This window comes from Bacillus sp. FSL E2-0195, from assembly GCF_038003645.1.
Classification (GTDB): Bacteria; Bacillota; Bacilli; order Bacillales; family Bacillaceae_G; genus Bacillus_A; species Bacillus_A mycoides.
In genome coordinates this window covers 3,300,993-3,327,122 of sequence record NZ_JBBOPN010000001.1, presented here as the reverse complement: position 1 = coordinate 3,327,122, position 26,130 = coordinate 3,300,993, and the positions used below count along the sequence as shown (strand labels likewise).

22 protein-coding genes and 4 pseudogenes are annotated in these 26,130 nt (G+C 33.4%); 17 read left to right on the top strand and 9 right to left on the bottom strand.

From position 1 onward, the window contains the following. Window positions 1-72 precede the first annotated feature (72 nt). From MHH59_RS17150 to MHH59_RS17125, 6 genes and pseudogenes are all read left to right on the top strand, one after another. Window positions 73-960 carry a LysR substrate-binding domain-containing protein gene (locus MHH59_RS17150; RefSeq protein ID WP_340851916.1) on the top strand — a complete coding sequence of 296 codons (888 nt, stop codon included), beginning with the start codon at window positions 73-75 and terminating at the stop codon, window positions 958-960. Between the two features lie 147 nt (window positions 961-1,107). Beyond that, window positions 1,108-1,351: pseudogene (locus tag MHH59_RS17145) on the top strand (GNAT family N-acetyltransferase); the annotation flags it as partial. Between the two features lie 386 nt (window positions 1,352-1,737). After that, a complete protein-coding gene (locus tag MHH59_RS17140; protein ID WP_002185294.1) occupies window positions 1,738-2,412 on the top strand; it encodes a response regulator transcription factor in 675 nt (224 codons plus the stop codon). Next, window positions 2,409-3,776, top strand: coding sequence for a sensor histidine kinase (locus MHH59_RS17135; protein ID WP_002128359.1), 1,368 nt, complete (start codon window positions 2,409-2,411; stop codon window positions 3,774-3,776). Before MHH59_RS17140 ends, MHH59_RS17135 begins: the two co-directional genes overlap by 4 nt. A 182-nt stretch (window positions 3,777-3,958) precedes the next feature. Further along, window positions 3,959-4,939: an alpha/beta hydrolase gene (locus tag MHH59_RS17130; protein WP_340851914.1), complete on the top strand. Its 981-nt coding sequence runs from the start codon at window positions 3,959-3,961 to the stop codon at window positions 4,937-4,939. Window positions 4,940-5,232: 293 nt separating this feature from the next. Continuing rightward, window positions 5,233-5,328: pseudogene (locus tag MHH59_RS17125) on the top strand (YjcZ family sporulation protein); the annotation flags it as partial. Window positions 5,329-6,009: 681 nt separating this feature from the next. Here MHH59_RS17125 and MHH59_RS17120 read toward each other — a convergent pair. From MHH59_RS17120 to MHH59_RS17105, 4 genes are all read right to left on the bottom strand, one after another. Next, entirely contained in the window at window positions 6,010-6,369 is a 360-nt protein-coding gene (locus MHH59_RS17120; protein ID WP_340851913.1) for a DUF1453 domain-containing protein, read from the bottom strand. A 199-nt stretch (window positions 6,370-6,568) separates the two neighbouring features. After that, on the bottom strand, window positions 6,569-7,237 hold the full coding sequence (locus tag MHH59_RS17115) for a response regulator (protein ID WP_340851910.1): 669 nt from the start codon (window positions 7,235-7,237) through the stop codon (window positions 6,569-6,571). Next, window positions 7,234-8,391 (bottom strand): sensor histidine kinase, encoded by a 1,158-nt coding sequence (locus MHH59_RS17110; protein WP_002185299.1) that lies wholly within the window; start codon window positions 8,389-8,391, stop codon window positions 7,234-7,236. Before MHH59_RS17110 ends, MHH59_RS17115 begins: the two co-directional genes overlap by 4 nt. Before the next feature lie 246 nt (window positions 8,392-8,637). Next, window positions 8,638-9,144 carry a hypothetical protein gene (locus tag MHH59_RS17105; protein ID WP_002185300.1) on the bottom strand — a complete coding sequence of 169 codons (507 nt, stop codon included), beginning with the start codon at window positions 9,142-9,144 and terminating at the stop codon, window positions 8,638-8,640. A 183-nt stretch (window positions 9,145-9,327) separates the two neighbouring features. On the opposite strand from MHH59_RS17105, the pseudogene MHH59_RS17100 reads away from it, so the two are divergent. From MHH59_RS17100 to MHH59_RS17090, 3 genes and pseudogenes are all read left to right on the top strand, one after another. Beyond that, window positions 9,328-9,474 (top strand): annotated as a pseudogene (locus MHH59_RS17100) (Tn3 family transposase); the annotation flags it as partial. 125 nt (window positions 9,475-9,599) lie between these two features. After that, window positions 9,600-11,033 carry an IS4 family transposase gene (locus MHH59_RS17095; protein ID WP_340851907.1) on the top strand — a complete coding sequence of 478 codons (1,434 nt, stop codon included), beginning with the start codon at window positions 9,600-9,602 and terminating at the stop codon, window positions 11,031-11,033. A 591-nt stretch (window positions 11,034-11,624) separates the two neighbouring features. Continuing rightward, on the top strand, window positions 11,625-12,062 hold the full coding sequence (locus tag MHH59_RS17090) for an NUDIX hydrolase (protein ID WP_002190239.1): 438 nt from the start codon (window positions 11,625-11,627) through the stop codon (window positions 12,060-12,062). 781 nt (window positions 12,063-12,843) lie between these two features. On the opposite strand, the gene MHH59_RS17085 is transcribed toward MHH59_RS17090, so the two are convergent. After that, on the bottom strand, window positions 12,844-13,476 hold the full coding sequence (locus tag MHH59_RS17085) for a lysozyme family protein (RefSeq protein WP_002035240.1): 633 nt from the start codon (window positions 13,474-13,476) through the stop codon (window positions 12,844-12,846). Window positions 13,477-13,743: 267 nt separating this feature from the next. On the opposite strand from MHH59_RS17085, the gene MHH59_RS17080 reads away from it, so the two are divergent. Then, complete coding sequence (locus MHH59_RS17080; RefSeq protein WP_002137499.1) at window positions 13,744-13,911, top strand: hypothetical protein; 168 nt, start codon at window positions 13,744-13,746, stop codon at window positions 13,909-13,911. A gap of 1,017 nt (window positions 13,912-14,928) precedes the next feature. Beyond that, window positions 14,929-15,123, top strand: a complete 195-nt coding sequence (locus MHH59_RS17075; RefSeq protein WP_033732005.1) for a hypothetical protein — start codon at window positions 14,929-14,931, stop codon at window positions 15,121-15,123. 168 nt (window positions 15,124-15,291) lie between these two features. Here MHH59_RS17075 and MHH59_RS17070 read toward each other — a convergent pair whose 3' ends face one another. Next, on the bottom strand, window positions 15,292-16,548 hold the full coding sequence (locus MHH59_RS17070; RefSeq protein ID WP_002185304.1) for an ATP-binding protein: 1,257 nt from the start codon (window positions 16,546-16,548) through the stop codon (window positions 15,292-15,294). A 1,031-nt stretch (window positions 16,549-17,579) separates the two neighbouring features. Between MHH59_RS17070 and MHH59_RS17065 the strand changes: the two genes are divergently transcribed. Then, on the top strand, window positions 17,580-20,861 hold the full coding sequence (locus tag MHH59_RS17065; RefSeq protein WP_340851902.1) for a VaFE repeat-containing surface-anchored protein: 3,282 nt from the start codon (window positions 17,580-17,582) through the stop codon (window positions 20,859-20,861). 81 nt (window positions 20,862-20,942) lie between these two features. On the opposite strand, the pseudogene MHH59_RS17060 reads toward MHH59_RS17065, so the two are convergent. Continuing rightward, a pseudogene (locus tag MHH59_RS17060) lies at window positions 20,943-21,035 on the bottom strand (3'-5' exonuclease); the annotation flags it as partial. Here MHH59_RS17060 and MHH59_RS17055 point away from each other — a divergent pair. The 3 genes from MHH59_RS17055 to MHH59_RS17045 are packed head-to-tail and all read left to right on the top strand — an operon-like array spanning window position 21,032 to window position 22,327. Then, complete coding sequence (locus MHH59_RS17055; RefSeq protein WP_033708038.1) at window positions 21,032-21,241, top strand: hypothetical protein; 210 nt, start codon at window positions 21,032-21,034, stop codon at window positions 21,239-21,241. The pseudogene MHH59_RS17060 and the gene MHH59_RS17055 sit on opposite strands and share 4 nt — an antisense overlap. A gap of 32 nt (window positions 21,242-21,273) precedes the next feature. Further along, window positions 21,274-21,954, top strand: coding sequence for a hypothetical protein (locus tag MHH59_RS17050; protein WP_002167913.1), 681 nt, complete (start codon window positions 21,274-21,276; stop codon window positions 21,952-21,954). Between the two features lie 49 nt (window positions 21,955-22,003). Further along, window positions 22,004-22,327 carry a hypothetical protein gene (locus MHH59_RS17045; RefSeq protein ID WP_002185308.1) on the top strand — a complete coding sequence of 108 codons (324 nt, stop codon included), beginning with the start codon at window positions 22,004-22,006 and terminating at the stop codon, window positions 22,325-22,327. 340 nt (window positions 22,328-22,667) lie between these two features. On the opposite strand, the gene MHH59_RS17040 is transcribed toward MHH59_RS17045, so the two are convergent. Further along, window positions 22,668-22,922: a SunI/YnzG family protein gene (locus MHH59_RS17040; protein ID WP_002128348.1), complete on the bottom strand. Its 255-nt coding sequence runs from the start codon at window positions 22,920-22,922 to the stop codon at window positions 22,668-22,670. 244 nt (window positions 22,923-23,166) lie between these two features. Between MHH59_RS17040 and MHH59_RS17035 the strand changes: the two genes are divergently transcribed. After that, window positions 23,167-23,910, top strand: a complete 744-nt coding sequence (locus MHH59_RS17035) for a M15 family metallopeptidase (RefSeq protein ID WP_033709884.1) — start codon at window positions 23,167-23,169, stop codon at window positions 23,908-23,910. 1,279 nt (window positions 23,911-25,189) lie between these two features. Continuing rightward, window positions 25,190-25,561 carry a hypothetical protein gene (locus MHH59_RS17030; RefSeq protein ID WP_002084333.1) on the top strand — a complete coding sequence of 124 codons (372 nt, stop codon included), beginning with the start codon at window positions 25,190-25,192 and terminating at the stop codon, window positions 25,559-25,561. A gap of 68 nt (window positions 25,562-25,629) precedes the next feature. On the opposite strand, the gene MHH59_RS17025 is transcribed toward MHH59_RS17030, so the two are convergent. Next, window positions 25,630-25,836: a hypothetical protein gene (locus MHH59_RS17025; RefSeq protein WP_000834521.1), complete on the bottom strand. Its 207-nt coding sequence runs from the start codon at window positions 25,834-25,836 to the stop codon at window positions 25,630-25,632. Between the last annotated feature and the right edge of the window lie 294 nt (window positions 25,837-26,130).

Here is a 26,130-nt window from a genome sequence, read left to right as displayed (position 1 = left end):
TGTTGGTAATGGCATTAAATAAAACGAAGAAATATAATGGAGACATGAATAAAATTCATGAGGAGGACCATAGTGACTTTAACAAAATATGAAATATTTAACAAAGTGGCAGAACTCAATAGTTTTACAAAAGCTGCAGAAGTGTTAGGTTTCACCCAATCTGCTGTAAGTCATGCAATTAGCAGTTTGGAAAAAGAGTTTTCCTTTCCTTTATTTATTCGTAATCACTCTACTTTAACATTGACCAAAAATGCAGAGGAGCTTTTAATTACCGTTCGGAAAATTTTATACTATAACAACATGCTGAAGCAGGAAGTAGCCGCTATCAATGGGTTCCAAAAAGGAACAGTAAGAGTGGGGGTTTTTTCGAGTATTTCTAAAAACTGGATTCCTGGTATTCTTAAAAAAATGGAGGGAAAGTTTCCAAATATTGAAATCGAATTACTGGAAGGAAACTATGCTGAGGTTGAGAATTGGTTACAAAACGGGAGATTAGATTGTGGATTTATTAATAATGATACTTACTTTGAATCCTTTGAAAAATCCTTTGAAATCGTACAATTGAAGAGGGATCGACTTTTATGTGTTGTATCTAACCAATCCCCATTATGTAAGGAAAACCAAGTATCAATGCAACAAATAGAAAATGTACCTTTTATTATGCCAACATATCAGTGTTATGATGATATTCAAAAAATATTTAGGGAGAATAAAGTTAGCCCCAATATTCGATTCGAAAATATGAATGAATACTCAGTGATCTCCATGGTGGAGAATAATCTAGGAATTAGTATATTGCCAGAAATGATTATACCGACATCAAAAATTGCTTTTGCAGCAATTCCACTTGAAAGTGATAGCTATCGAACTATTGGATTAGCTATAAGAAAACCAACCTCACTCGCGACTAAGAAATTTTCTGAGATTACTAAAAGGTGGGTATCATTTGAATCAATTTAATTTTGCCAAAATCTGAGTTATTTAAACTGATATGGTTCTTCTTGAACGGAGCAGATTAATTCAATAAGCAATGAGAAAAAGTTATATATTATGTGTCGATGTAGAACTATAATATACAAAAATCAGGAGGTGATTATATAGTAATATATAAATTGTACGACAGAACACCCTAATAACTTTGACTAATTACTAAACCTATATGAATCTTTATGATGGAATTCACTTAAATTAACAAGTAATGATTTGGAACGAATGTGCAATCAAAGTTGATACGCCATACACATTTGATGAAAAATAATTAGTGGGTATAGGACGTGTTATTTCAGATGGTGTAATTACTGGAGTAGTTTGGGGAATATGCGTTCTATCAATCTATCTGTCCGAAGGAATCGCCGCCATGTACAAATCGCGCTGGGCAATTGAATCATTTTCCCGCTGGATTTAGCTGAATTTGAACGTTCCCGTATTGTTTGGCACAATATCCAATGCGTTGTTCAATCAGTTATTCACAGCTATAATTGCCTATGCTTTGCTGAAATTTCTTCGTGCACAAGGCCAAAAGACAAAATAAATGCTTGTCATTTGCAGGTTTCACACGCCTGTTTCTTTGTGAAGCCTTGTCAATTGAGTGGCAAATTAGTTTGAAAGAAACACTTGAATTCTACAGGTCGATAAATCAAGAAACTGTATTACTTTGGTTAATCAACATACGTGTTAATTTATAGTATAATGATTGCTTGAAATAATGCGGTGGAAAACAGGGAAAAGAGGGAACCGATGCCTACTATACTAGTTGCTGACGACGATGCGAACATTCGCGAACTCGTCTGTTTATTTCTACGCAACGACGGATTCGCAACAGCTGAAGCAGCGGACGGCAAGGAAGCACTGGCCGTCTACATCTCAACGAATGTCGATCTTGTCGTACTTGACATTATGATGCCGATTATGGATGGTTGGACGTTAAGCAAGGAGCTCCGAAGAGCCAATCCTGATCTACCTTTACTTATGCTGACTGCGAGAGGAGAAACATGGGAGAAAGTGAAAGGTTTCGAACTTGGGACGGACGATTATTTAACCAAACCATTCGATCCGTTAGAGTTGACGGTTCGTGTTAGGGCACTACTCAAACGATACAAGATTGGCTCCACGCAGAAGATCCATTTCGGGAACGTCATCCTTGATCGACAGACCTATAAGGTGATGAACGGGACGGAGTCGCTTACGTTGCCGCTAAAGGAGTTCGAATTGCTGTATAAGCTCGCTGGAACACCCGGACAAGTCTATACGCGCGTGCAGTTGATCGATCAGATTTGGGGTATCGATTACGCCGGAGATGATCGAACGGTAGACGTACATATTAAACGGCTGCGTGAACGGTTCGCGACAACACCCGATTTTCGGATCGAAACGGTGCGCGGGCTTGGGTATCGGCTTGAGGTTTATGAATGATCAGATCCTTATATATACGTGTTGTCCTGACATTTTTAGTCTCCATCATCGGGGGCACGATCATTTCTTTTTTGGTGTCAACTTGGATATTCGAAGATAAATTGAACGAAAATGCTCAAATCAACTTACGTAACTTTGGCCAAGACATCGTCCGGATTTACAAGACCTTTCCGTTACGTGAAGCGGACTTGTTCGTAAGTGAAATGAAGCAGCTCGATTCTTATTATATTCGAATCTACGAAGCAACGGGTCAGTTCAAGTCTTACGGTAAACTTCACGGACACAAACCTGCGCCTGTGACGATGGAGCAACTAAAGAAAGTATTAGATGGAGGTGTTGTTCAGGACACTCCTAATGGTATTGCCACGGTCCTCTTAGGGTTGCCGTTGAAAACGGAAATGGGAACGAAAGCGATATTTTTGGAAGCGCTCGCCCCTCCTTCAGCCTCTTTTGTCACAAAGTGGGCATTGGTCTTTGCAACATGTTCGTTGATTGCAGGAAGCTTATTGATTCTAGTTGCCTCTGTATTCCTGGTAAGACCGATAAAAAAGCTGACAAAAGCGACCAAGCGGATAGCATCTGGAGATTTCAACGTCAAGTTGAATATTAAGCAAACGAGTGAGCTGGGTACTTTGGCTCGCAGCTTCGAAGAAATGATGCACGATCTGCAGCAACTTGAGCAGATGCGCAGGGAATTCGTAACGAACGTGTCGCACGAGGTTCAGTCTCCGCTCACTTCGATATCCGGTTATGCTCTAGTGCTTAAGCAAGTTGACCTTTCAGAATACGAACGAAGCCGTTATCTTGATATTATCATCGCTGAAGCGAAAAGGATGTCCAAAATGAGCGATAACCTGCTAAAGCTGAGTTTTCTTGAATCGCAGTCAAAGCAACTGCGGCTCGTCACACTCAGCCTCGATGAACAAATCCGACGGATAATCGTGGCGCTCCAGCCACAATGGTCTGCTCGCGATATACATTTCGAGCTTGATTTACAGACAGTTAAAGTAACGGCTGATCATGACCTGTTAAATCAGGTATGGACGAATATCCTCAGAAATAGCATCAAATTTTCCGAGGATGCCGGCGTGATTAACGTAAGCATCAAACAAGATATCAAAAACGTGACAATCCTAATATCCGACACTGGTATTGGTATTCACCTTGACGACCAGAAGCGTATATTCGATCGTTTTTTTAAGGCCGATCGTTCCCACAGTCGTAAGTATGACGGAAGTGGTATGGGACTCGCTATCGTTAAACAGATCGTGTCGCTTCATCAAGGTGACATCCGAGTGAAAAGTGAACTTGGTCAAGGAACGACCTTCATTGTCACCTTGCCAATCACTACACCAACAGATTAGTTAGATTCATTCTCTATGCTACGACTCATATGCAAGCTTACTTGCATATAGAGCCGTAGCATTTTTTTTGGCAGTTCATATTCAGTTCATATTGTCGTCATGGTGAGTACATCTTCATTGGTTAAGTTTTCATTACAGGCACATGAAGGAAGGCAAACAGATCAGGACAGGAGAAGATGAAAGTGACACAACAAGAGGAAAAGAAAACGCTGAGGGGAATGAAAATAAAGAAAGTGCGAAACATCTTACTTAAAATCATAGGAGCAATCGTTCTAGTCATTGTACTTTTTTTAGGTATTGTTTATATCGTAAATGTGATGAGTAGTCATTCGGAGCAAAAACGAATAGTGCCCTACGGGCAGCACGTATCTGTAGACGGGAAAAACATGAATGTGTTAATTCAAGGCGAGGGCGAGGAAACGATCGTGCTCCTGCCTGGTTATGGAACAGCTACTCCAGGGCTTGATTTTAAGCTTCTTATCGATGAATTATCTCCATTTTACAAAGTTGTTGCGGTAGAGCCTTTCGGTTATGGATTAAGTGATGAAACTGTAAAAGAGCGAACCACGGAGAATATGGTAAGTGAAGTTCATGAAGCTCTACAGCAGCTTAATATTAGCAGATACATGCTCATGGGCCACTCCATTACAGGCATTTATGGAATTGATTATGTGAACAAATATCCAAACGAGGTGACTGCATTTGTCGGAATCGATAGCAGTGTTGCAACACAACCGGGTATGGATATCAATTTCCCATTAAAAACGTTTGCATATCTCAAAAAATCAGGTCTCTTAAGATTGGCTATGAAAATCAGTGCTGACCCCTATGCTGGACTGGCATTTGATGAAAAAACCGTAGAGCAAATGAAAATGATTTCGAATAAAAACATGTATAATGACACAACCTTGAATGAGATGGATCATATTTCGTCTAATTTTAAAGGGGCTCAAGGTTTAATCTTCCCTAAATATCTTCCACTTCTTCTCTTTGTACAAGCGAATAATGAAGATGTAGCAGGATGGATACCTCTGCATGAAGGGCAGATCAAAGACTCGGTACATGGAAAAGTAGTAACCATGGATGGATCACATTATTTACACCATACCAAATTCAAAGAAATCGCTGAAAACGTTAGACTATTTATGAAAGAAGTAAAGTAAGTGTTCAGAGAAAGGTTCATTCGTTATTTTATGCATTTGTCTACAGTCTGCAAGACCATCATTTCGATGGTCTTTTTTATGTCCAAACAGTTGTATATTTCCAAACCAAGATTATACTTTCGCCTGAAAGACATTGGGTTTCATTTTCATATTAACTAACGAGGCAGGTGTGCGGCCGATCCTAGGTCGTATCATATAACGGGTGGGATTCCCGTCGAGTAAGAACTAGCCATTCGCTCGTAGCGAGTCTTGGAGGGCTAAAGGTAACTTTAGTCTTTAAGCGTAGACAGTTAGGTGGCGGATTTGCTTTACTGATCGTTCTATTCATCCTGTTAATCATTATAGGATGTAGTTGTTGGGGCGGCGGTAGCGGCGGATTCGGTTACTAAAAAAAGGGGCACTCATAAGAGTGTCTTTTTTCTCAATATAAGAACTCTAAGAATATGATATTATTTTAATGCAAATTCCCTTTTGTGCAATGAGATAGTAATGCCTAACAAAAAACCCACCTATTTCCGTAGGTGGGCCTTATCTTTATTACACAATATCAAAGTATACTCTCTTTTTCTCGTGAATTTTATGTAATTATACATATTTGTAAAAATTACATAAAATAAATATTACATGTAGTAAAATATAAATTGTGGACACGTTCTATAAAGCTGATTCTCCGATTAGAAGGCGTAACACATCTCAACCATATAGGTGTGGTGTGGCGTTGCTTTAATCTAGCCAAACAAACGATCTCGATTCTCTTGTATTTGTACACTAACAATCTGTTGAAAATAAATGATTCTGTTTTATAGGACGTGTTTACTTAATGTCCAATACATATTATTAAATTAAAGTGGTTCAAGTCGGAGGAAGGCACCTTAGGGTGTCTTTTCTTTATGGGGTCTCACCACATCACCATCAAGCTAAAAGTACGAATTACCCCAAAACAATAAGTACGAGCAAAATGCACAAAATTTTCGTTCTGGGGTATTTGTTTTTCTTAGCTTGATAGCAATGTGTTGGTGTTAGAAAAACACTGAAATTTGCTACACTACAAAAATTACCCTTAGCAATAGTTAATGTTTTGAATGCATCAAACTTTTTGCTTTTAAGTATAGAATCACTCTTCTTATACACTCACTCGCCGCAATAAAGAAAAAAATACCATTCGTTACTAAACCTAGCGCATACTGACTTGAACCTTTAAAAATATACGTTACAATAAAACGTAAAATAAATACAACAATCCATATACCTAAGGCGATATAAGAATTTTTAGCATAAACCTTCCCATTATTTTTATCGATTCGTATTATAGTTGTAGAACTACGCACAGCTCCTACAATTCCTCCAAGAGCAAGTAATACTACAAATAGACCTGTTTCTATTAATGTGAGATCGTTAAATACATGAGTAAATGTATAGCATGCGATCAATACAGGAGCAATTCACATTCGTTGAACTTTCAATTCCCTTTCTTTTAGTTGAAGGAGAATTATAAGAATTAAAATAATAAGACCAGTTGTATTATCCATGCTATACTCTCTTTCTTTTTTATTATGATCTGTTTAATTTCAATTAGAAAAACACTATGTTAATTTAAAATTTTATTCTTTTTACTACATACAGCAGATATCACTTTACAATTTTTTTTCGAATTGCCATTACAGCTGCTTGTGTACGATCTGTTACATCTAGTTTTTGAAGAATATTGTGGATATGAGTTTTGACTGTCCCTTCGGAAACATAAAGGATTTTAGCTATTTCATGGTTTTGTTTTCCATAAGCTAATAATTGTAAAACATCAATCTCCCGCTTAGTTAGAGTTTCCGTATATTCAAGTTCTTCGCCAGCTAAATTATAATCATTATTATCGTATTTTATAAATTGTGTAAAAGCTTGATTTGCTGTCGTGCTATTATAAATCATTGCCCCTCTATTCATAGATCGAATACTATCTAGCATTTCCTCCGTTTCAGTATCTTTTAATATATAACCCACTGCACCAGCTCGAATACCATCTAAGACATATTGTTGTACATCAAATGTTGTTAATAGGACAACCTTTGTGTTTGGTAATATACTCATAATGTTTTTAGTAGCCATAATGCCTGATAAGTCAGGCATTTGAATGTCCATAATTACCATATCTGGTGCAATTTCTAAAGCCACTTTAATTGCTTCCTTACCGTCTTTACATTCCCCAACTATCTCCATGTCATCTTGCATTTCAATAATATAGCATAGGCCTTTTCGAACAAATGGTTCATCATCAGCTAGCACAATACGAATCTTTTCTGTCATACTTCTCCTCCATTTTTCTGAATTGGAATAGTGGCTTCAACTCGAAGTCCTTTTGGTTCATTTAGAAAAAAGGAACAATTACCTCCAACTGATTTACAGCGTTTTATCATACCATTGAGTCCAAAGCCATATTTTAATGGCTTATCCCCTGTATATATACCATTATCATCAATTGTGAGTTTTACTACTCCGTCTATTTCTGTTACGTTTACAATAACAGAATCTGCATTAGAATGTCGTAAGACATTAGTTAAAGACTCTTGTAGAATGCGATACAGAGTTGTACTTTCCTCCATCGTCCACTCTGTTATATTTCCAGCTTGAATGAACTCAATTTGTAATAAAGAATTTGCTTGAACCTGTGAAATCAATCCTTTTAAAGAAGTAAGCCCGAGATCTTTTTCATCACTTGTCCATTCTCTAACAGCAACTCGGATTTCCTCCATTCCTTTTCGTGCCACCTTTAAAAGTTCTTCAACATGATCTTGGGCAGCAACAGGATCTTTCCTTAACATAATCTTAAGAGCCTGTAATTGAATAATAAGTGAGGTCATTTGATGTCCAAGTCCATCATGAATCTCTCTTGCTAATTTTGTTCTTTCCGTAAAAGCTGCATATCGCATAGAAAATACCGTTGTTTCTTGTAGTTCAGCATGTGCTTCGTCTAATTCTTTTAGTTGTTTTTGATTTTTTTGATATGCGTCTCTTAGCTTGGATGTACTTCGGATCGAGACATAGAGGCCGATAATAATTAATGTTTCTTGATAAGGAAACGTATTCGTATGTATAAATAGAATAATAACTATCCCCGTTATAGCAGCTAAAATTGTCGTTATTCGTTGCCACTTTGGTTCTGCAGCGGCAAGAAAAACTATGAGTGGCCATAACGCATAATTTGGAAAATTCGGATGAGAAAAATATAATACACATGATATGCTTATTAATATACTCGTAAATAAAGCGTACTTCCTTGCATTCCACCAAGATTTTGGTGAATACAACATCCATAGATAAATTGTTACAAAAACGCTACAAACCCATATTGCAAAGGTACCATGAGGTGCGAAACCTTTATAAAAAAATACGCATATTAAGATGCTTCCTATCGCATTTCCTGCATGACTATCAATCATTTTTAAAAATACTTTTTCCATGTACTTATTCCCTCCCAACCTTACTGTTTAGTTTCTATATTTCTTGGCTATAGATGAATATCCATTTCTTGATTTAAAGGCTGGAAATTTACAACTCCCAATTATAATAGTTCATAGTTGAGTTAAATTCCTTTAATGCATATCATCTAAAATCTGAAATTAAAAGAATAATGAAGTAGTTATTATAGTGTGTTTGTTTTTCCTACTTCATTATACAAAAGAAGTTGTTTTTCTTAACCTATTTCTTTAATTTGCTTTTAGATTTTTTCTATATCTTTGTATCCTAATCACAATTCCAATAGTACGAATAACTACCATCGCAATTGTAAAAAATACGAAAGCAGGGGCTATAACATTAAAATCCAAGTGATTCGATACCATGAAATCTATAAATTGTTGTGGATACCAGTCTGTCGCTACATAAGCTAATACGACACGCCATCCAAGTCCAATAATCCATAAACATAAATAAGGAATACCAGCAGTTACGTACGCTTTATTGTCAGAACCATATTCTACTTTCACAGTAAAAAGCATTAGCCCTCCCATGATCATGCCGACCATTGTCATGATTATGAGTGCGGTCATATTTGAACCTGAGGTAGGTATTTCCTCGACGAATAAATAAACACTTATACCACAAAGAATAAATGGCAATACAGCCTTTGTGGTTGTAAATACTTTCCTTCCGATTTGTGTTAATAATACAATTGTTAAAAATGCACCAATCATTATCCAAGCTTGAGTATTCAAATTAAAACCCCCATAAAGTATAAATTTATTGTTTATTTGCTTACTTACTGGAGGATTGTAACATCCCTAATATTTTAGAACATCTATCTGAAAGATGATTTTTTTGAATACCCTCTATCTATAGATAGAGTTTTTTATGATTCTTTTGTGAAAAAAGCCACTTGAATATATATAACTGGATATATGGGACGCATTGAAAAAACACTGTTTATCCTAGACTATATTTCTAGCGAAACTTTACGCTGGCGGATTCAAAGGGGGTTGAATAAAGGAGAAGCTATGAATGCATTAGCACGCGCAATTTTTTTCGGGAAACACGGTGCTTCGAGAACGGGCATTACAAGACCAATTAGGGGTAGCACCACATCGCTATCAAGCTAAGGTTTTACACTACCCATAAAGCAAAAAAGGCGTTATCCTTTCTGTAGAATTATAAGAAAGGATGGCGTTTCTTTATGAATCTTTCGATTCTTGATGAATTTCAACCGATTGCTGAAGAATTACAACGACATATGTCTTCTCATGTTCTAGAACACTTAGCCAAAGAAAAAGGATTCGTTCAGCGAAAGAGTAAATATCAAGCAAAGGAGTTAGTTGCTTTATGTGTATGGCTTAGTCAACAGGTCGCAAGTACATCACTCACGCAATTATGTAGCTGTCTTGAAGTATCTACAGGTGTTCTTATAAGTCCTGAAGGACTTAACCAACGATTTAATGCTTCCGCAGTAAAGTTTCTTGAACAAGTTCTAGCTAACCTTCTAACCCAAAGAATTCATTCAACAGAAGAAATAATTCATCAATATACTACGAACTTTAAGCACATTCGGATTCTAGATTCTACAACATTTCAGCTTCCAGATAAGTTTTCTTCACATTATCAAGGCTCAGGTGGAAGTAGCCATACGGCAGGAGTCAAAATTCAATTAGAGTATGACTTATTGAGCGGGAAGTTCCTGTACGTTTATGTAGGAGAAGGAAGAGAAAATGATAAAGCCTTTGGTTCCACAAGCCTAAAAAACATTCAATCCAAAGACTTGTATATAAGAGATTTAGGTTACTTTGACTTACATGACTTACAAAAGATCCAGGATAAAGGAGCTTACTATGTCTCACGTTTGAAATTAAATTCTCGAATCTATCGTAAGAATGATGAGCCAGAGTATTTTCACAATGGGACCGTGAAGAAAGGAACACTCTATATTCAATTAGATATGGAAGAACTCATGAATCAATTGTCCCCTGGTCAAACAATGGAAATTTCAGAATCATACATTGGACAGTATCAAAAATTACCAGCTCGTGTTATTATTCATCGATTAACAAAGGAACAAACAGAGAAAAGATTGAAGGCACAAGCCAAAAAAGAAAAAAAGAAAGGTATTACCTACAAAGAAAGAAATAAACGGTTGAGTGGAATCAACGTGTATATTGCGAATCTTTCTGCAGAAAATGTTCCAACGGAACATATCCATGACTTGTATTCATTACGCTGGCAAATTGAAATTTTGTTCAAAACATGGAAATCTTTCTTTCAAATTCACAAGTGCAAAGAAATTAAGAAAGAACGCTTAGAATGCCATTTATATGGGCAACTTATTAGCATTTTACTCTGTACATCTACCATGTTTAAAATGCGTCAGTTACTCTTGAATAAGAAAAAGAAAGAGTTAAGTGAATACAAATCCATTTATATGATAAAGAATTATTATCTATTGTTTTACCAAGGATTACAAAAGGGCACCCAAGAATTATCAAAGATTTTCCTACGTCTGTTCAATCTTTTAGAGAAAAACGGACGGAAATCTCACCGTTACGAAAAGAAAACAGTCTTTGATATCCTAGGCGTTATGTATGAGTGTACGTTGTTAAAGGGTTTCAAAGTTGCATAATATTTTTCAAAACACCCTTTTGGTAGGTTTATTTGTTATGCATATTTTTAGTGTAGTTGTAGAAATTTCAAAAAAATACACTCACATATACCCTCTTGATATCCTTAGCTTGATAGCGATGGGGTCCCGCCAACATAACGCGAATTTCGTACGCTAAGGAACTTTTTATTTAAAAAACTTGGTTTTCCGTACATTAAGAGTGTTCCATAAACGGTATTTGATGTTTGATATAAAACTTTGTTTTTGGTAATGAGTTTTTGAACTGAATTTTAAACATATTTCAGTCAGTTTTGATAGATATAAATAAAGTTCCTTAAACGACCGTTTTAGGGACTATTTGGACTGGTTAGTCAACATGTGATACCGCCAGCATTTCGAAAAAAAACACGCTAAGCAAATTAAATAAGAAATAAGCAGGTTTTTATCACGTTAAGAGTAAACCTATTTATGAAAAATAAAATTCTTAAAAAATGGAGAGCCGATACCATAAACCTGCATTATTAATGTAGAATTTTGATGTTGGCTCTTTATTTACTAAAATAGCAAGTTAGTGAATAAATTGTTCATATTTTTTCGAGAGGAGGTTAAGCAATGAGAGCGCCGTATCAAGTATTGATATTTCCTTATATAAAAACTGATGATTCCATTCAATATGGCATTTTTAATCGAAGTGATTATGGTTATTGGCAAGGAATAGCTGGTGGTGGAGAAGATGGTGAGACTCCTATTGAATCAGCAAAACGGGAAGCGTTTGAAGAGGCTGGTATTATAAGAGAATGTCCATATATAAAACTAGATTCTGTGTCTTCACTACCAGTAGAGGATGTAGTTGGTGAATTTCTTTGGGGAGAAGATGTTTATGTAATAAAAGAATTTTCTTTTGGAGTTAAAGTTCCTACAAAAAATATTAAATTATCTAAAGAACACTTCAAGTATAAATGGTTGTGCTTTGAGGAAGCCGTAACGCTTTTAAAATGGGATAGTAACAAAACAGCTTTGAGGGAATTAAACAAAAGGCTGTTAAAATAATTTAAGTGTTAGTTAACAAAGCCGATAATAGAAATCACACATTAAACATATATTTATACGCGTTGTTACTATACGCTAAGGAATAGTAATAAAAAGATGATGCCGATAAAACTATATAAAAACCAAAAGAATCCTAAGATGGGGAATGTTTTATGAAAATTAAGCATGGTAAACCTCCTTGGGTATATAAAGGATTATAATACATCGTTGGTCTATTTAGAATACTAACCATGAATTGGATGGTATTAGGCATGGTTAAACTAATAGAAATGATACATTAAACATATTTAATGAGTCTGCTAGGTATAAAGATAATTGATAATCATACAATGATATGGAAGGGCCTTTTCTAACGTGTTAGTTACCTCAACGTATATGTATCTCTTGGCGCCTGGGCGAGGGTGCTTTTTTTATTGCACATTTATAATATGGACAAGCATAATATTATGTAACAGGACGAGTTCTTCGTGTCCTATTCAATGCTCAGGATAAACCCCAATTCACATTGAGAGCACCAATAGCGAGGGTACTCTCTTTTTATGGAATCTACATTTATTTTTATGCCCAATGAATTCGCTAAGTGGATACTATTTCATGTAAAATGGTGATTTTATTTATATTCTGGATAGATTTCTTGCGAAATATGTAACTAGAGCCGTATTTAAATTGAAATATGATACGATAGTTGTATATATACATTTAGATGATAAGAGGGGATAAAAGTTGATGAAAAACCATATAAAAGTAAATGGAAAACTCCTTCAAACAAATATATACAATTTTAATTTTTTTGGAGGCGTTCTTCAATAAGTTTTGCTTTTTCATTCACTTTTGTTGTATATGTGAAATCACCGTAACAATATGGATATCTAAAATTTTGTTTATTTCCACCACAAGTGTATGTAGCTGGATTCTGATCAACTTTCAACTTAGAAAACTGTTTAGCTGTATCTTCCGAGTGTTGTTTAGCTTCTTGATTGGCAATAAAATCAATATAGCCTGGCCCCATATTATAGCTTTGAATAATTGTATCCATGCTAACACCTTTTTCTTCTCCATATCTATACATTTGAACAAAGTGCTTTACCCCTTGTTTAATGCTCAAGTTTATCTCTTGGATTTCATTTGGCTTTAATCCAAGTGATTCGGAAGATTGCATAGGGTCGTTGCCCTCACCCCTACTCTCGTGGTACATAATTCCTAGTAAAATTGCTGTTTTTTCTCCCAAATTATATTTTTCTAATTCTTTTTTCATGATGGGCTCATATTGCAATAAACGTTCCTCGGTAGCAAACGCTTTATTTTTTTGAGTATTGGTTTTGTCATTAAAATATAGTATCCCGATTATTGTTCCTAACCCTAAAATACTAATAAAGAATAATATAATAGTTTGTACTTTTCTCTTATTCTTCAAATATTACTCCTCCTTTTACAAGAAACCCTATTTTCAATGGTGGCTGGTTATTAAAAAAATTCAATAATTCTCTATTTCCCAGCTTTTTTAGACTCGAAAATTTTTTTCTAAATGCTAAGTTTAATAGAAAAATTTAAAGATAAGGTAAAGATAAGATAAAGATAAAATAAAGTCCATTTTTTAGGTTATCCATTATGTGTTCTAAAGGCTCCAGATTCAAGAGATATATTATCTACATAACCCATAAGAGAGAAGGAGGTAAGCAAAATGTCACTTGAAACAGACATAATTCTTTCTTTATTAGATATAAAACTGTGGATGGCCCATCATTCGGAAATTAGTCGCTTAAAAATAAAAAAAAAATTAAAATCAGAACCGTACCTCAATAAGTCTTCAAGTGTTAATAAAAGAAAACTATATAAGGTGAGGGAATAAAGATTCAACACCAATGATTATCAATAATTGAAGTGCTAATGATTATAATAAAAAGAACCTTCAATAGGTTCTTTTTTATAGTTGGTAAATATGTTATCAACAATAGATGGTAATAAAGATAGAAATTTAGACACTTTTTATTAATGGGCTAAGTTTTCTTAGGAAGAAATCTATTTCTCATGACTGATCGCTAGATATAACAGGATATATCATTTATTAATTTTGGTGGGTGATTTAGCTTTTTGAGTTTACCACACTAAAATTTAAATTTTGTTTAGGGACAAAATGTTAAAGTGTTACATTCTGAATTAACAGAAAATTAAGGTGGTAAAAATCCTATTAAATCTTTTATCAGGTAACTCATATTTCTTTGGCCTTATTTTCATGGTATTACCGAACGTTTATATGTCTCTAAGGGAAAGAAATACTTTAAGTTTTATTACCATCTAATGTTTGATTAAGATGGTAACATGAAAATAAAACGTTTACAACTAGAAAATAAAGAAAAAATATAAAAATTCGACTTTTTTCGACATTATTACTATGAGAGAAAGAATCTAAATTAAGTAAATCTTATATTTAGAGGGGATATTTACCTTATACATAACGGTTAAAACATTTGCAAATGTTTCACGAGTAATTAAAAACGTCGAATATAAAATTATATTGTGACAATTTTAAACGAACATACTTTATAATTCATACTTAGACTAATAAATTAATTACTAATAAATTAAATACGCTATATTTAATAGAGTATAATACGGAATATTTAACTTTAATGTTCCATATTATATATAATTATGAATCATTTAACATATTTGTTGCGGAAAATTTTGACATAAGATATTTTAAATATTAAGCACAGAAACATTTCAAAGAAAAAGAGCTATTTTAAAATGTACCCTAAAAACGTTTTTCCTAAAAAGTAGTAAGATTTTGCAAAACGTTTCTGTGCCTAATTAGATGAAAATAATATAATAAATTGTTTAAAAGAGATAAAAATAAGTTACTTTTATGGAGAAATATACATCTCATACTATTAGAATTATGTCAAATTGTAGTTTGCAAATTACATTTCAAAGTATAAAAGGGGCATTTATTGCAGCTCGAATATCTATTACTGATTTATTGCATAAAAAAGTAGCTGCACAAAAGTACAGCTACTTTTTTCTTGAAAACATTATTATGCAAATAGCATACTTAACGTAAACTTGCGCTTAACGGTACTTGTGAATAAATTGTGAAATTGCTGCTCTATGTTTCTAACTAACATTTTTGCACCAGAACCATATAAAAAGAGGACGAATAGTTACGTCTTCTTTTTATATGGTTATATTAGCTACAAAATAATATCATTTAAATAAATCTTCTATTATATTAGCAGGGGATAGTGATAGAAAAGTGTGTTCCTTTTCCTAGTTCACTTTCTATCTCTATATCTCCGTTTAATTCTTTAATAATACTGTACGCAATCATAGTACCAAGCCCAGTACCTTTTTCTGTTGTTGAATAAAATGGCAAGGCAATACGTTTTATTTGTTGGGAAGACATTCCTATTCCTGTATCAATAATATCAATTACAATATTACCTTTTATTTTTTGTATATTTATTTGTAATACGCCACCATTTTTCATAGCCTCAATTCCATTTTGTATGATGTTGGTTAGACATATTTTAAATTTTTCAGTATTAGCATTTATGTAAAGGGAATCTGTTGTAATATGCTGTTTTATTTCAACATTATATGAAAGAGCGAGTGGTGAAATATTATCTTTCACTTGATTTAATATGTAATTAATATCTAGTTCCTCTTTTATAATGTTTTGTGGTTTGGTTAAAGATAAATAGTTATTAATAGTAGATTGTATTTGCTGCATTTCAAGTAACATAATTTCTAAGTACTTATCTTGAGACATCTTAGCACTCTCATCTTCATTTAGTAATTGAGTGAATCCACGTACCGTGGTCAGTGGATTATGAATTTCATGCGCGATCGATGCAGCTAGTTCGCTAGCTATATAAAATTTTTCTGCTCTTTGCATTCTTTCTTTTATTTTATATTTCTCGATCATTCCTTCTATTAAATAAACTGATAATAATACTGTGAAAATATTTATGATTATATAATTGAATAAAAATTCAATGAGAGTAGAGTCAATTTTAACACCTGTATTTATTTGCGTTACAATACCGCAGATAGAAAGGGAAGTTGTACATATCAAAATAAGTAGAATACTTAATAATATCTTCTTTTCCTTGAAATAAGTAGGTGACAAGTAACGAAACATGATTGTAATAACAGAAATAATAGTAAAGATAATAAATGATGGGAAGACTCCGCTTCCACCTAAGTAAAATCTATAAGAAAGATATAAAACTCCAATACAAATAATGCTCTTTGTATTTCCATATAGAAAAACTAATATAATGGGAATAAAACGTAAATCATAAATGAACCCAGCGTGTAAATGAAAAGGGAAAGTCATACAAAAAATAATTGCAATGGAGGAAAGTACAGAAATTAATATATTATTACATGCCATTTTTTCTTTATGTTCTAGCCAAAATACTTGGTAACTAAGGATACAAATAATAATAATAAATGTATTTAATAATAGTGTAGGAATTCCCATAGTTTATACCTCTCTGAGAGTTTGTAAGTAGGATTATGTATGTGTTTAATCTAGGTGTTTGATTTTATTAGATTTTCTATCTTTAAAAAAGAAAAGGAAGGGCACTTGAAAAAGTGCTTTTTTACCATTTATATTAAAATCGATGAGGAAGATAGAAATAAAAAGTTACTTTTACTTATGAACAAAAAAATTGAAAGTAGCCCTTGTATAGGTAAAAGATAAAGCAAATTACAGAAATAGTTACGTTTCTCTGGAGTGAATATTCCGAAAAAACATTGTGTATGGCGAAATCCATTTTATAACCTTCGCCATATTAACATGTAACTTATTAAATTACAAAGAAAAAAATTAAAAATTATTATTTTTTTGTTATTTTAATTTATTTAAAAACGTAAAAGTATTCAAGAGGTTACCATTGAGATGCTAGGGTACTTAGACCAATATTCGAACTTAGTAATAACGTTGTTACTTTTTTACTAATATTCTTAATACTAATTTTAGTATAATTAATTGATTGAAAGTTCTAATAATTATCTACGTGCCCCTTTTTTTATATCATTTTATATTAAATACAATGATATTTATTGTCACATAATAATGCAAATTTCCAGTAAACTAATAGAAAAAATCCTATAAAAACATAATTTACTATCTTTTATATAAACATTGCAGGTGTAAATGCAATAAAATTTCATTATTAATACATATATTCAATCTGAAAATATCTGTTTACATATTAAAATATCTTTGTAGTGGTCCTTCATGCCAAGAATCGTTTCCGTACTCCAACTACCGTTATTCTAGTATTTTACCAAGTTTCTTATTTTGCTAAGGTATCCTAATATTGTTACTTTTGTAAAATGGAATTTTTTAATATTATAATTTATAGTGGTTGTTGAGAAAATAAATAATTTGTAAAAATAATATAATATTTGTAACTTTATGTCTTATAATATGAAATATCTTCGTTGTGATTATTTTAAATATTTGAATAATACATCGGATTCATTTTATCTAGGGAGGTTTTAAAATTGGGGAGAAGAGTTGTTAAAAGAGTTTTTGCATTATTATCAGTACTAGCATTATTCTTTAATGTGTTTCTACCGAAGGCAAATGCGGAGGTTATGACGCATGAAAAGTATTCAATGAACTGGAGTTATAGCAACAGTTTAGGTAAGTACATTCGAACTGAAATTATTAAAAATTCAAGCGGTCAAATTGCTTATTGTTTAACTCTTGGCTTAAAATCACCAAATGGTGAAGATCTTCCTGAAATGGGGAAAACAGATAATGTAGTATATAGGGTTCTATTAAATGGTTTCCCACAAAAAAGTATAGAACAACTGGGAGTAGCTAATAAGAATGAAGCACATTATGCAACTCAGCTTGCGGTTTGGAATGCATTAGGTCAACTTGATGTAAATGAATTAAAGCATGAAAATAAAAATGTTGAAAAAGCGGCTAAGACAATTATTAATGCTGCAAATACAAGTGAAGATACTCAAGATATTTTTATGAATGTGATTCCTGCTGAAAAGCAAAAGGCAGAATTAAAGGGTGAGTTTTTTGAAACAAACCTATACACAGTACAAACAAATGCTAAGAGTGGTTCTTATAAAGTAGTAGCGAAAAATGCACCTAATGGAGTTAAAATTGTTAGTGAAAATGGAGAAGTGAAAGATCAGCTTTCACTTGGGGAAAAATTCCGTATCCAAATTCCTAAAGATACAAAAACAGGTGAATTTAATCTAAGTGTTGCTACAAATTTAACTAAAGTTCAAGCAATTGCTTATCGCGGTACTGATACTGTTCAGAATGCTACAGTGCTACTAGAAAGAAATGAGGAAAAGCTTAGTAGTGACCTTGCAGTAAATTGGGAAGCTGCTGGTTCTTTAAAAATTAAAAAGGTTGGGGAAAATGGAGAAATATTAGCTGGTGCAGTATTTGAAGTCTTTAATGCAAATAATGAATCAGTTGGAAAAATCACGACGGGTGCTGATGGTACTGCAGAATTAAATAACCTACCAATTGGTACCTACATAGTAAAAGAAATTAAAGCACCAACAGGTTATGTTTCAGGTGATAAACCACAAACTATTGAAGTTAAGACAGGGGAAATAGGAGCTGTTCAAGTAGTAAACAACAAAGTAAAAGGTAACATCGAAATAAAAAAACTTAGTGATTCAGGTAAGATGTTACCTAATGTTGAATTCACGGTCTTTACTGAAGATGGAAAAGAAGTGAAAAAAGTAGTAACAAAAGAAAATGGAATTGCAAATGTTGATGGTCTTACGTATGGTAAATATTATTTCTTAGAGACAAAAACACCTAATGGATATATTGGAAATAAAACAAAGTATCCTTTTGAAATTAAAGAGCACAATAAAACACTTACTTTTACAGTGGAAAATACAGAAGTGAAAGGTAGTGTGAAATTACTAAAAGTAGATAATGAAGATATCAGTAAAAAATTAGAAGGTGCAGTATTCGAGCTAAAAGATGCAAGCGGGAAAGTAATTGGGGAATATAAGACAGATAAAAATGGTGAAGTTAACGTCCAAGATTTAGCGTATGGTAAATATTCATTTGTAGAAAAGGCTTCTCCAAATGGTTACGTTCTTATTACAGAACCGATTGTGTTCGAAATAAAGGAACACGGAAAAATTATTGAGCTATTAGCAGTTAATCATCTTATCAAAGGTAATCTAGAAATTACAAAAGTTGATGTAGCTGATGGAAACAATAAGCTTCCGAATGCAGAGTTTACTATTTATAATGAAGCAGGAAAAGAAGTAGTTAAAGGGAAAACAGACGATAAAGGTATCGCGAAGTTTGAAAAGTTACCATTTGGAAAATACACATATAAAGAAACTGTTGCACCAAAAGGTTATGTATTGAATGAAGAAATATTCTCTTTTGAGATCAAAGAGAATGGTCAAATCATTAAACATATTGTCAAAGATGAAAAGATTCCATCAGTAAAAACAACAGCTACTGATAAAACCGATGGTACAAAAGAAATGCACACTTCTAAGTCTGTAACAATCCAAGATAAAGTGGAATACAAAGACCTACAAGTAGGTAAAGAGTACACTTTAAAAGGTAAATTAATGGATAAAGAGACTAATAAACCATTAGTTGTAAATGGTAAAGAAGTAACTGCTGAAACTAAGTTTACACCAAAAGAAGCAAACGGTTCTATTACACTAGATTTCACTTTTGATGCAACTGGTTTAGAAGAAAAAGAAGTAGTAGTATTCGAAGAGTTACTGAAAGACGGAAAAGTTGTTACTACACATGCTGATATCAATGATAAAGGTCAAACAGTTAAGTTCGTTAAGCCATCAGTAAAAACAACTGCTACAAACAAAGCTGATGGTGGAAAAGAGATTCATTCAAAGGATTCTATCACTATTCAAGATAAAGTAGAGTATACTAACTTAGTTGTTGGTAAAGAGTACACTGTAAAAGGTAAATTAATGAACAAAGCTATTAACAAACCATTATTAATTGATGGTAAAGAAATAACAGCAGAGACTAAGTTCATTGCAAAAGAAAAGAATGGTTTTGTAACATTAGACTTTACTTTCGTTGGTGCTGAACAGCAAGGAAGAGAAGTAGTTGTGTTTGAAGACTTATTGCATGAAGGTCAAGTAATTGCAACTCACGCTGACATTAACGATGTAGGTCAAACAGTTCGATTTGTAGAGCCTTCCATTAAAACAACAGCTACAAACAAAGCTGATGGTTCTAAAGAGTTAGACGCTTCTAAATCTGTAACAATCCAAGATAAAGTGGAATACAAAGACTTAATCGTGGGTAAAGAGTACGTTGTAAAAGGCAAACTAATGGATAAAGCAACAAACAAACCATTATTAGTTGATGATAAAGAAGTAACAGTAGAATCTAAGTTTACTACAAAAGAAAAAAATGGTTCTATCACATTAGATTTCACATTTAATGCTTCTGCATTACAAGGTAAAGAAGTAGTAGTATTTGAAGAACTGTATCAAGATAATATTTTAGTAGCTATTCACGCTGAATTTGAAGATAAGGGACAAACAGTGAAATTCAAAGAGGTAAAACCGGAACAACCTAAACCAGAACAGCCGAATCAAGATAAAAATACTCCAACATCAGAGCAACCTAAAGAGCAAGTAAAAGAGCAACCACAACCTAAGAAAGAAATTCAATCTAAAATTGGATGGTTACCCCAAACAGGCGCTGACCTTACAAGTTGGCTCTCTATGGCTGCAGGTGTATTATTGTTAATTGTTGGTGGAGTGATTTTCCTAAAACGTAAAAATGCATAAAAATTAAAAAATAAGCACATCTGTTTTTTTACAAGATGTGCTTATTTTTTATGTTAATAATTTAGTCCTATTTACAGTATTTTAATCTATTTGCTTATTTTTGAGTTGTTGTAATAATTCCAGGACAGCAAAACAGTCAGCAGCTGCTCGGTGTTTAATTGTTAATTCCATTGCTCCAAGCCAAGTTTTCTACCATACAAAAAGCTGGGGCATCACTTCATAAACAAGCAGTAATGGCTGATGGACTAATTAATAGTGTCTCAACGCATGTTGCAGAAGCTCAACAAGCATTCCCAACCTTGCATACAGATATCATGTCTGGATTAGATGCTGCCAATAACATTATGGACTCTGCTATAAGATTTCAGGCTATAAAATAGATACGTCTAATATAGCTAAAAATGTTGGAAACATGGATGGTTTATCTACTCGCCTCAAAGATTTTGGTGTACCACCTGAAAAAATGGAAGAGTTTTTGGCAGAACAGAAGCGTACAAATGAACTTGGATCGATGTCACTTGATTTCATTCCAGTTATTGGGCAAATCAAACAAGGGCTACAACTCATTAACGGCAAAGAATATTTCACTGATAGAGAGTATGACAAAAATGACTATGTATGGGGAACCGTTTCTACTGTTTTTGGTGGGGCTCCTAAAGTTATTGGACGTGTATTCGGTAAATATGGTGAGTTAGAACAAAAAGCGAAGGATTTAGGAAAAGTATCAAAGGTAACTGAAGAGATTGGATGGAGTATGCCAAGAGGCGGAGGGGTCATTGATGGGCGTAAGTATACTGAACATGCGCTTGAAAGAATGGCACCTGATACAATTCAGGTTCGGGCAGAACTTACGAAGCGTGCACGTGAAAGAGCTGAAAGGAATGGTTACACATTCGGATCAAAAGAATATATGGAGGAATTAAAAAAAGTTGATCCGCGAGGTGTAACACCAAGCGTAGTAGAAGAAACAATTAAGCATGATACTAAAAAACCAGGAAATAAACCTGGTCTATGGCAATACGATGGGAAAGATGTTAGAGTCGTATTGAATGATAGTGGCGATGTTGTTTCCGTTGTACCTAATAAATCGTGAATATTATAAATAAAGTAGATTGAGCCCATTCACGAAAGGAGTTGTTAAAATGAATATTCAATATGATGAATACGAATTATTAGAAATATTCGAGAGTGAACCAGAAGATTATTTTATTCCTGGTGCAGGTGCATATAGATATAATAAAATAGATAAATTAGGATTTGAATTAGTAATGATTATGTGTTATTACGAGGAAACTGTTGAGTTACAATTGTATTACAAAAATAAATGCATATTTGAAACCAAGATACATTCGGCGAAACGAATCTATACCCGTAATGACTCATTATATGTCCAAGGCGGCGTAGAAAACAAAACAATCGAAGTAAAATTCAAGCCACATTTTACAGTTCAAATAGAGAAGTTCTAGATGGATGAAATAAGAAAACACCTTATGCATATAAGGTGTTTTCTTATACAAAAAGCGCCTACATAGACGCTTTTTGTGCCACTTAAAAGGATTTAAGATACGTTTACTTGAGTTCTTTAGGTAGCTAGGGTTTGAAATACTAACTTAAAAGAAAAATGTTGAGCAGTTCATCTTTATTATTAATATATCTGAATTAAAGATGCAATTTTGCATCCCAATTTCTGCGGCATCAATTACATGCTACCCTCACAAATATAGAAAAAGGTGCGAAGTCAATTCTATGACTTTGCACCTTTTTATTTCACTTGAACTTTGTTTAAGCGCGTTTATCTACTCATTGTTACGCGTGAATTGCGTTTAAAATCGACACTTTATTCGTAGTAAATAATACATAATTTTGTTTTACAGTTTTAATTAATATACGATCAGTTGTCCCATATGCTGTTCCGATACGGATTGCACTTGGTTCTTCAACACCCGCATAGGTAGCATCTTCGGTAACCTCAATCACATCACGTAATGGAATCGTGACCTCCGCAAATTGCCATGAAATAATTAACTCTTCTTTTGTTTTTTTGACATCAATGCCTAGCATTATACCAAGACCTTTCTATAACAGAATGCTACACTTCTTATCTTATTATACAAATTTTTAGATTATTTTTCTACATGTATAAATAGAGCTGATATTTTAAGGGTATCAAAAGAACGGGAAGATATACTATCAATCTATTAAGGAATGCGTTATGAAGAAAAGTTCACAAGGAATTAATATGGATTTGATATGGTTGAAGTATGATGAATGAGTAACAGTAGGAGTTGCAGGAAGGAAATGAATGATGAGACTTAAATTAGTAGGAACCTTAACTTGTATAGTAGTAATGCTAGGTATCTTTATCATTTACACCAATATATCTATTGGTAAAGAACCATATAAGACAAACCATGAAACTAGTGAAAACTCCATAAATAAAGAAAAAAATAGTAAGCAAAATGGGACTTCAAATAAGATAGCAAGTTCCTTTGCTAGTATACAGGCTGTAGTAAATAAGGAATATGGTTTACCCGAAGACTATATGCCAGAGGATTTAGTTGTACCAAATGTACCGTTCTCATTTAGTGGAACGGTAGAAAAGAGTCATCTTCGTAAAGAAGCAGCGGAAGCGTTAGAAAAACTATTCCTTTTAGCTAAGCAAGATGGGATCCAGTTGAATGCTGTTTCAGGATTTCGTTCCTATGAGTATCAAAAAGGTCTGTATGCCAACAATGTTAAAAAGAAAGGGCAAGAGCATACGGATCGCTTCTCTGCAAAGCCAGGGCATAGCGAACATCAAACAGGGTTAACGATGGATGTTTCTTCTAAAAGTGCGAACAATGAACTAGAGCTATCCTTTGCGAATACGAAGGAAGGAAAATGGCTGAAAGAAAACGCGCATCGTGCAGGGTTTATCATTCGTTATCCTAAGGGGAAGGAAAGTATTACGGGTTATGCATATGAACCTTGGCATATTCGCTATGTAGGAGATATTGCTGAAAATATATATAAGGAAAAACTGACTTTAGAAGAATATATGAATCTGTGAAAATAGAATTGAAGAGTTAAACTGTATTCATTGTTTATGAATGCTACTTTTTCTATTAAAAAGCCTAATTTCTCAATGTTTTGTAGAGAAATTAGGTTTTTTTCATCACTTCATTAGAGTTTTTTAGGCTTCGTTCGTTGGTATACTTCACACAATATTATAAAGGAAATAGAACTTACTGAAGATAACATATGAATGTTTTATAAATGTATCAAAAAAGTGAACAAAATCGTTATTTTGCACAACAAGGTAGTCAGCTTAATGAAATAACTGCTTGTAAAAAAAGAAGCCCTACAGGAAATATTACAGGGCTTCACCAAGTTGAGTTATGTCGTATTCACAAGGGATTTTAACATGATATTTGTGTTGAATAAACTGGTAAATGTGTCCAAGTAATTTGGAGCTATTTTATAAAAAAAGAGAAGCGCTTAATCAGGACGCTCCTCTTAATGCCAATACACAATAACTATCCCATTATACTATATAAGCGTAAAATATTTAACAATTACCTTCATGGTAAATATTTCATTTTGTCTTAGTACCTTTAAATCACGAAAAAAGGTTCTGCTGTTTCCAACAGAACCTTTCCTAAAATGGCAAAGAGTAACTCTTACCTTACTCTTTGTTCATATACTACAGGAGTTTTAATGAAAATCCAAGGCTCCTTATATTGAGAAATAAAGAAGAATCATTATAAAAAATTTTATCTTTTTTCATAAATAAAAGAGCAGCTAGCAAAAACTAACTGCTCAATACAAGGAGATACAGAGAAAACTAAATGGATTTTGGCATACAGCCTATCAACATTATGGACATAATATTGATTTTTATTCGAAGGAATTCATGTTTTACAAATCAGATTATGATAGTCGATATTCTCCATATTGACCAGAAAAGAACCAAGAATTCTAGTGAAATTCCAAGTGTTCTTTTCCTAGTTTTTTGAAATTCTTTTGCTAAATAGCCAATAGCGCTAATTGCTAGAAGAATGAAAAGAATAAGTTCTAGTGTAACTGGCATTTGATCTACTCCTAATCCATTATTTTAATTTAGTATATAACGATTATAAGATATTTTTTGTGGTTAGTGGTGAGAAATTAAACAAAACCATCTCTTTACGAAAAAAGGTCCTGTTGTTTCCAACAGAACCTTTCCTAAAATGGCAAAGAGTAACTCTTACCTTACTCTTTGTTCATATACTACAGGAGTTTTAATGAAAATCCAAGGCTCCTTATATTGAGAAATAAAGAAGAATCATTTAAATTGTTTTTGAGTAGAAATGAAAATAGGGGTTTGCCTTAAACATTTATTATTAATCAAGAATATGAGTATAGAAACAGGCTTAAATTTTGTAATGGTGGAGGGGATTGTTGTGGACATAACTCAAAGTGTGGTAAGAATAGTGGTTAATGGGAAAGACCTTCCGTTCACTTCAGTTCAAACCTCTGCATGGAATCATGGACCTGTAAATGATTTAATCGTTTCGACGAATCAGAGAGTGAATGAGCTTTATCAATTCATGTGGTCACAAGTACCAGTTACGATCTCGGTGTATTTTCTTCAAGGGGCGGACTTAATGAGATTCGCTAGGATCGCTGGAATTAATGAACGTGTAACGGGAGAATATATATATCATTTCATTTGGGGATAAGAAGAATTCAAAGTAGCTTAACAGCTGCTTTTTTATTTTGCATAGAAAAAGGAACCATAATAGGCTCCTTAATTTGATTCAGAAGTTGTGTAATTTTTCTTGATGATATCTTTTATGTTGATAATTAAGGATATAAGGAATCCAGCAGCTAGGATACCGTTTACCCAGTAATATGTATTCCCGGATGTAAATTTATTATAAAAGGAATCGATATTATAATACACTAAGCCTGCTGAAATGACGGTAGAGATTACTAACGTACCAAAACTTTTCATGACGCTGCCCTCCGATTCTGAAATTTTAGACTTTTAATACAATTATACATTTAAATAAAAAGGTTTACAAAGGAATTACCATAAGGAGGAGTTATAACGAGTTTCTTCCAATTGATGGTTTTTATTTTTGAAAAAATAACTATTTTATAAAAAATATTTTTTTGACCCCCATAAAATTATTTGTTCCTTCGAATATATATAAGTAGAAGAAAAAGCTAAAATTACCAAAAATATAGCGAAGAGTTATTCAAAGATTGCAGCTAAAATAGAAAAGAGCAAGAAGAACAAGTGGTA

Coding starts and splice junctions, on each gene's coding strand:
- MHH59_RS17140 (WP_002185294.1), top strand. CDS start 1,738: ATGCCTACTATACTAGTTGCTGACGACGATGCGAACATTCGCGAACTC.
- MHH59_RS17135 (WP_002128359.1), top strand. CDS start 2,409: ATGATCAGATCCTTATATATACGTGTTGTCCTGACATTTTTAGTCTCC.
- MHH59_RS17115 (WP_340851910.1), bottom strand. CDS start 7,237: ATGACAGAAAAGATTCGTATTGTGCTAGCTGATGATGAACCATTTGTT.
- MHH59_RS17110 (WP_002185299.1), bottom strand. CDS start 8,391: ATGGAAAAAGTATTTTTAAAAATGATTGATAGTCATGCAGGAAATGCG.
- MHH59_RS17095 (WP_340851907.1), top strand. CDS start 9,600: ATGAATCTTTCGATTCTTGATGAATTTCAACCGATTGCTGAAGAATTA.
- MHH59_RS17090 (WP_002190239.1), top strand. CDS start 11,625: ATGAGAGCGCCGTATCAAGTATTGATATTTCCTTATATAAAAACTGAT.
- MHH59_RS17080 (WP_002137499.1), top strand. CDS start 13,744: ATGTCACTTGAAACAGACATAATTCTTTCTTTATTAGATATAAAACTG.
- MHH59_RS17075 (WP_033732005.1), top strand. CDS start 14,929: ATGGAGAAATATACATCTCATACTATTAGAATTATGTCAAATTGTAGT.
- MHH59_RS17070 (WP_002185304.1), bottom strand. CDS start 16,548: ATGGGAATTCCTACACTATTATTAAATACATTTATTATTATTATTTGT.
- MHH59_RS17050 (WP_002167913.1), top strand. CDS start 21,274: ATGGATGGTTTATCTACTCGCCTCAAAGATTTTGGTGTACCACCTGAA.
- MHH59_RS17045 (WP_002185308.1), top strand. CDS start 22,004: ATGAATATTCAATATGATGAATACGAATTATTAGAAATATTCGAGAGT.
- MHH59_RS17040 (WP_002128348.1), bottom strand. CDS start 22,922: ATGCTAGGCATTGATGTCAAAAAAACAAAAGAAGAGTTAATTATTTCA.
- MHH59_RS17035 (WP_033709884.1), top strand. CDS start 23,167: ATGAGACTTAAATTAGTAGGAACCTTAACTTGTATAGTAGTAATGCTA.
- MHH59_RS17030 (WP_002084333.1), top strand. CDS start 25,190: ATGAAAATAGGGGTTTGCCTTAAACATTTATTATTAATCAAGAATATG.
- MHH59_RS17025 (WP_000834521.1), bottom strand. CDS start 25,836: ATGAAAAGTTTTGGTACGTTAGTAATCTCTACCGTCATTTCAGCAGGC.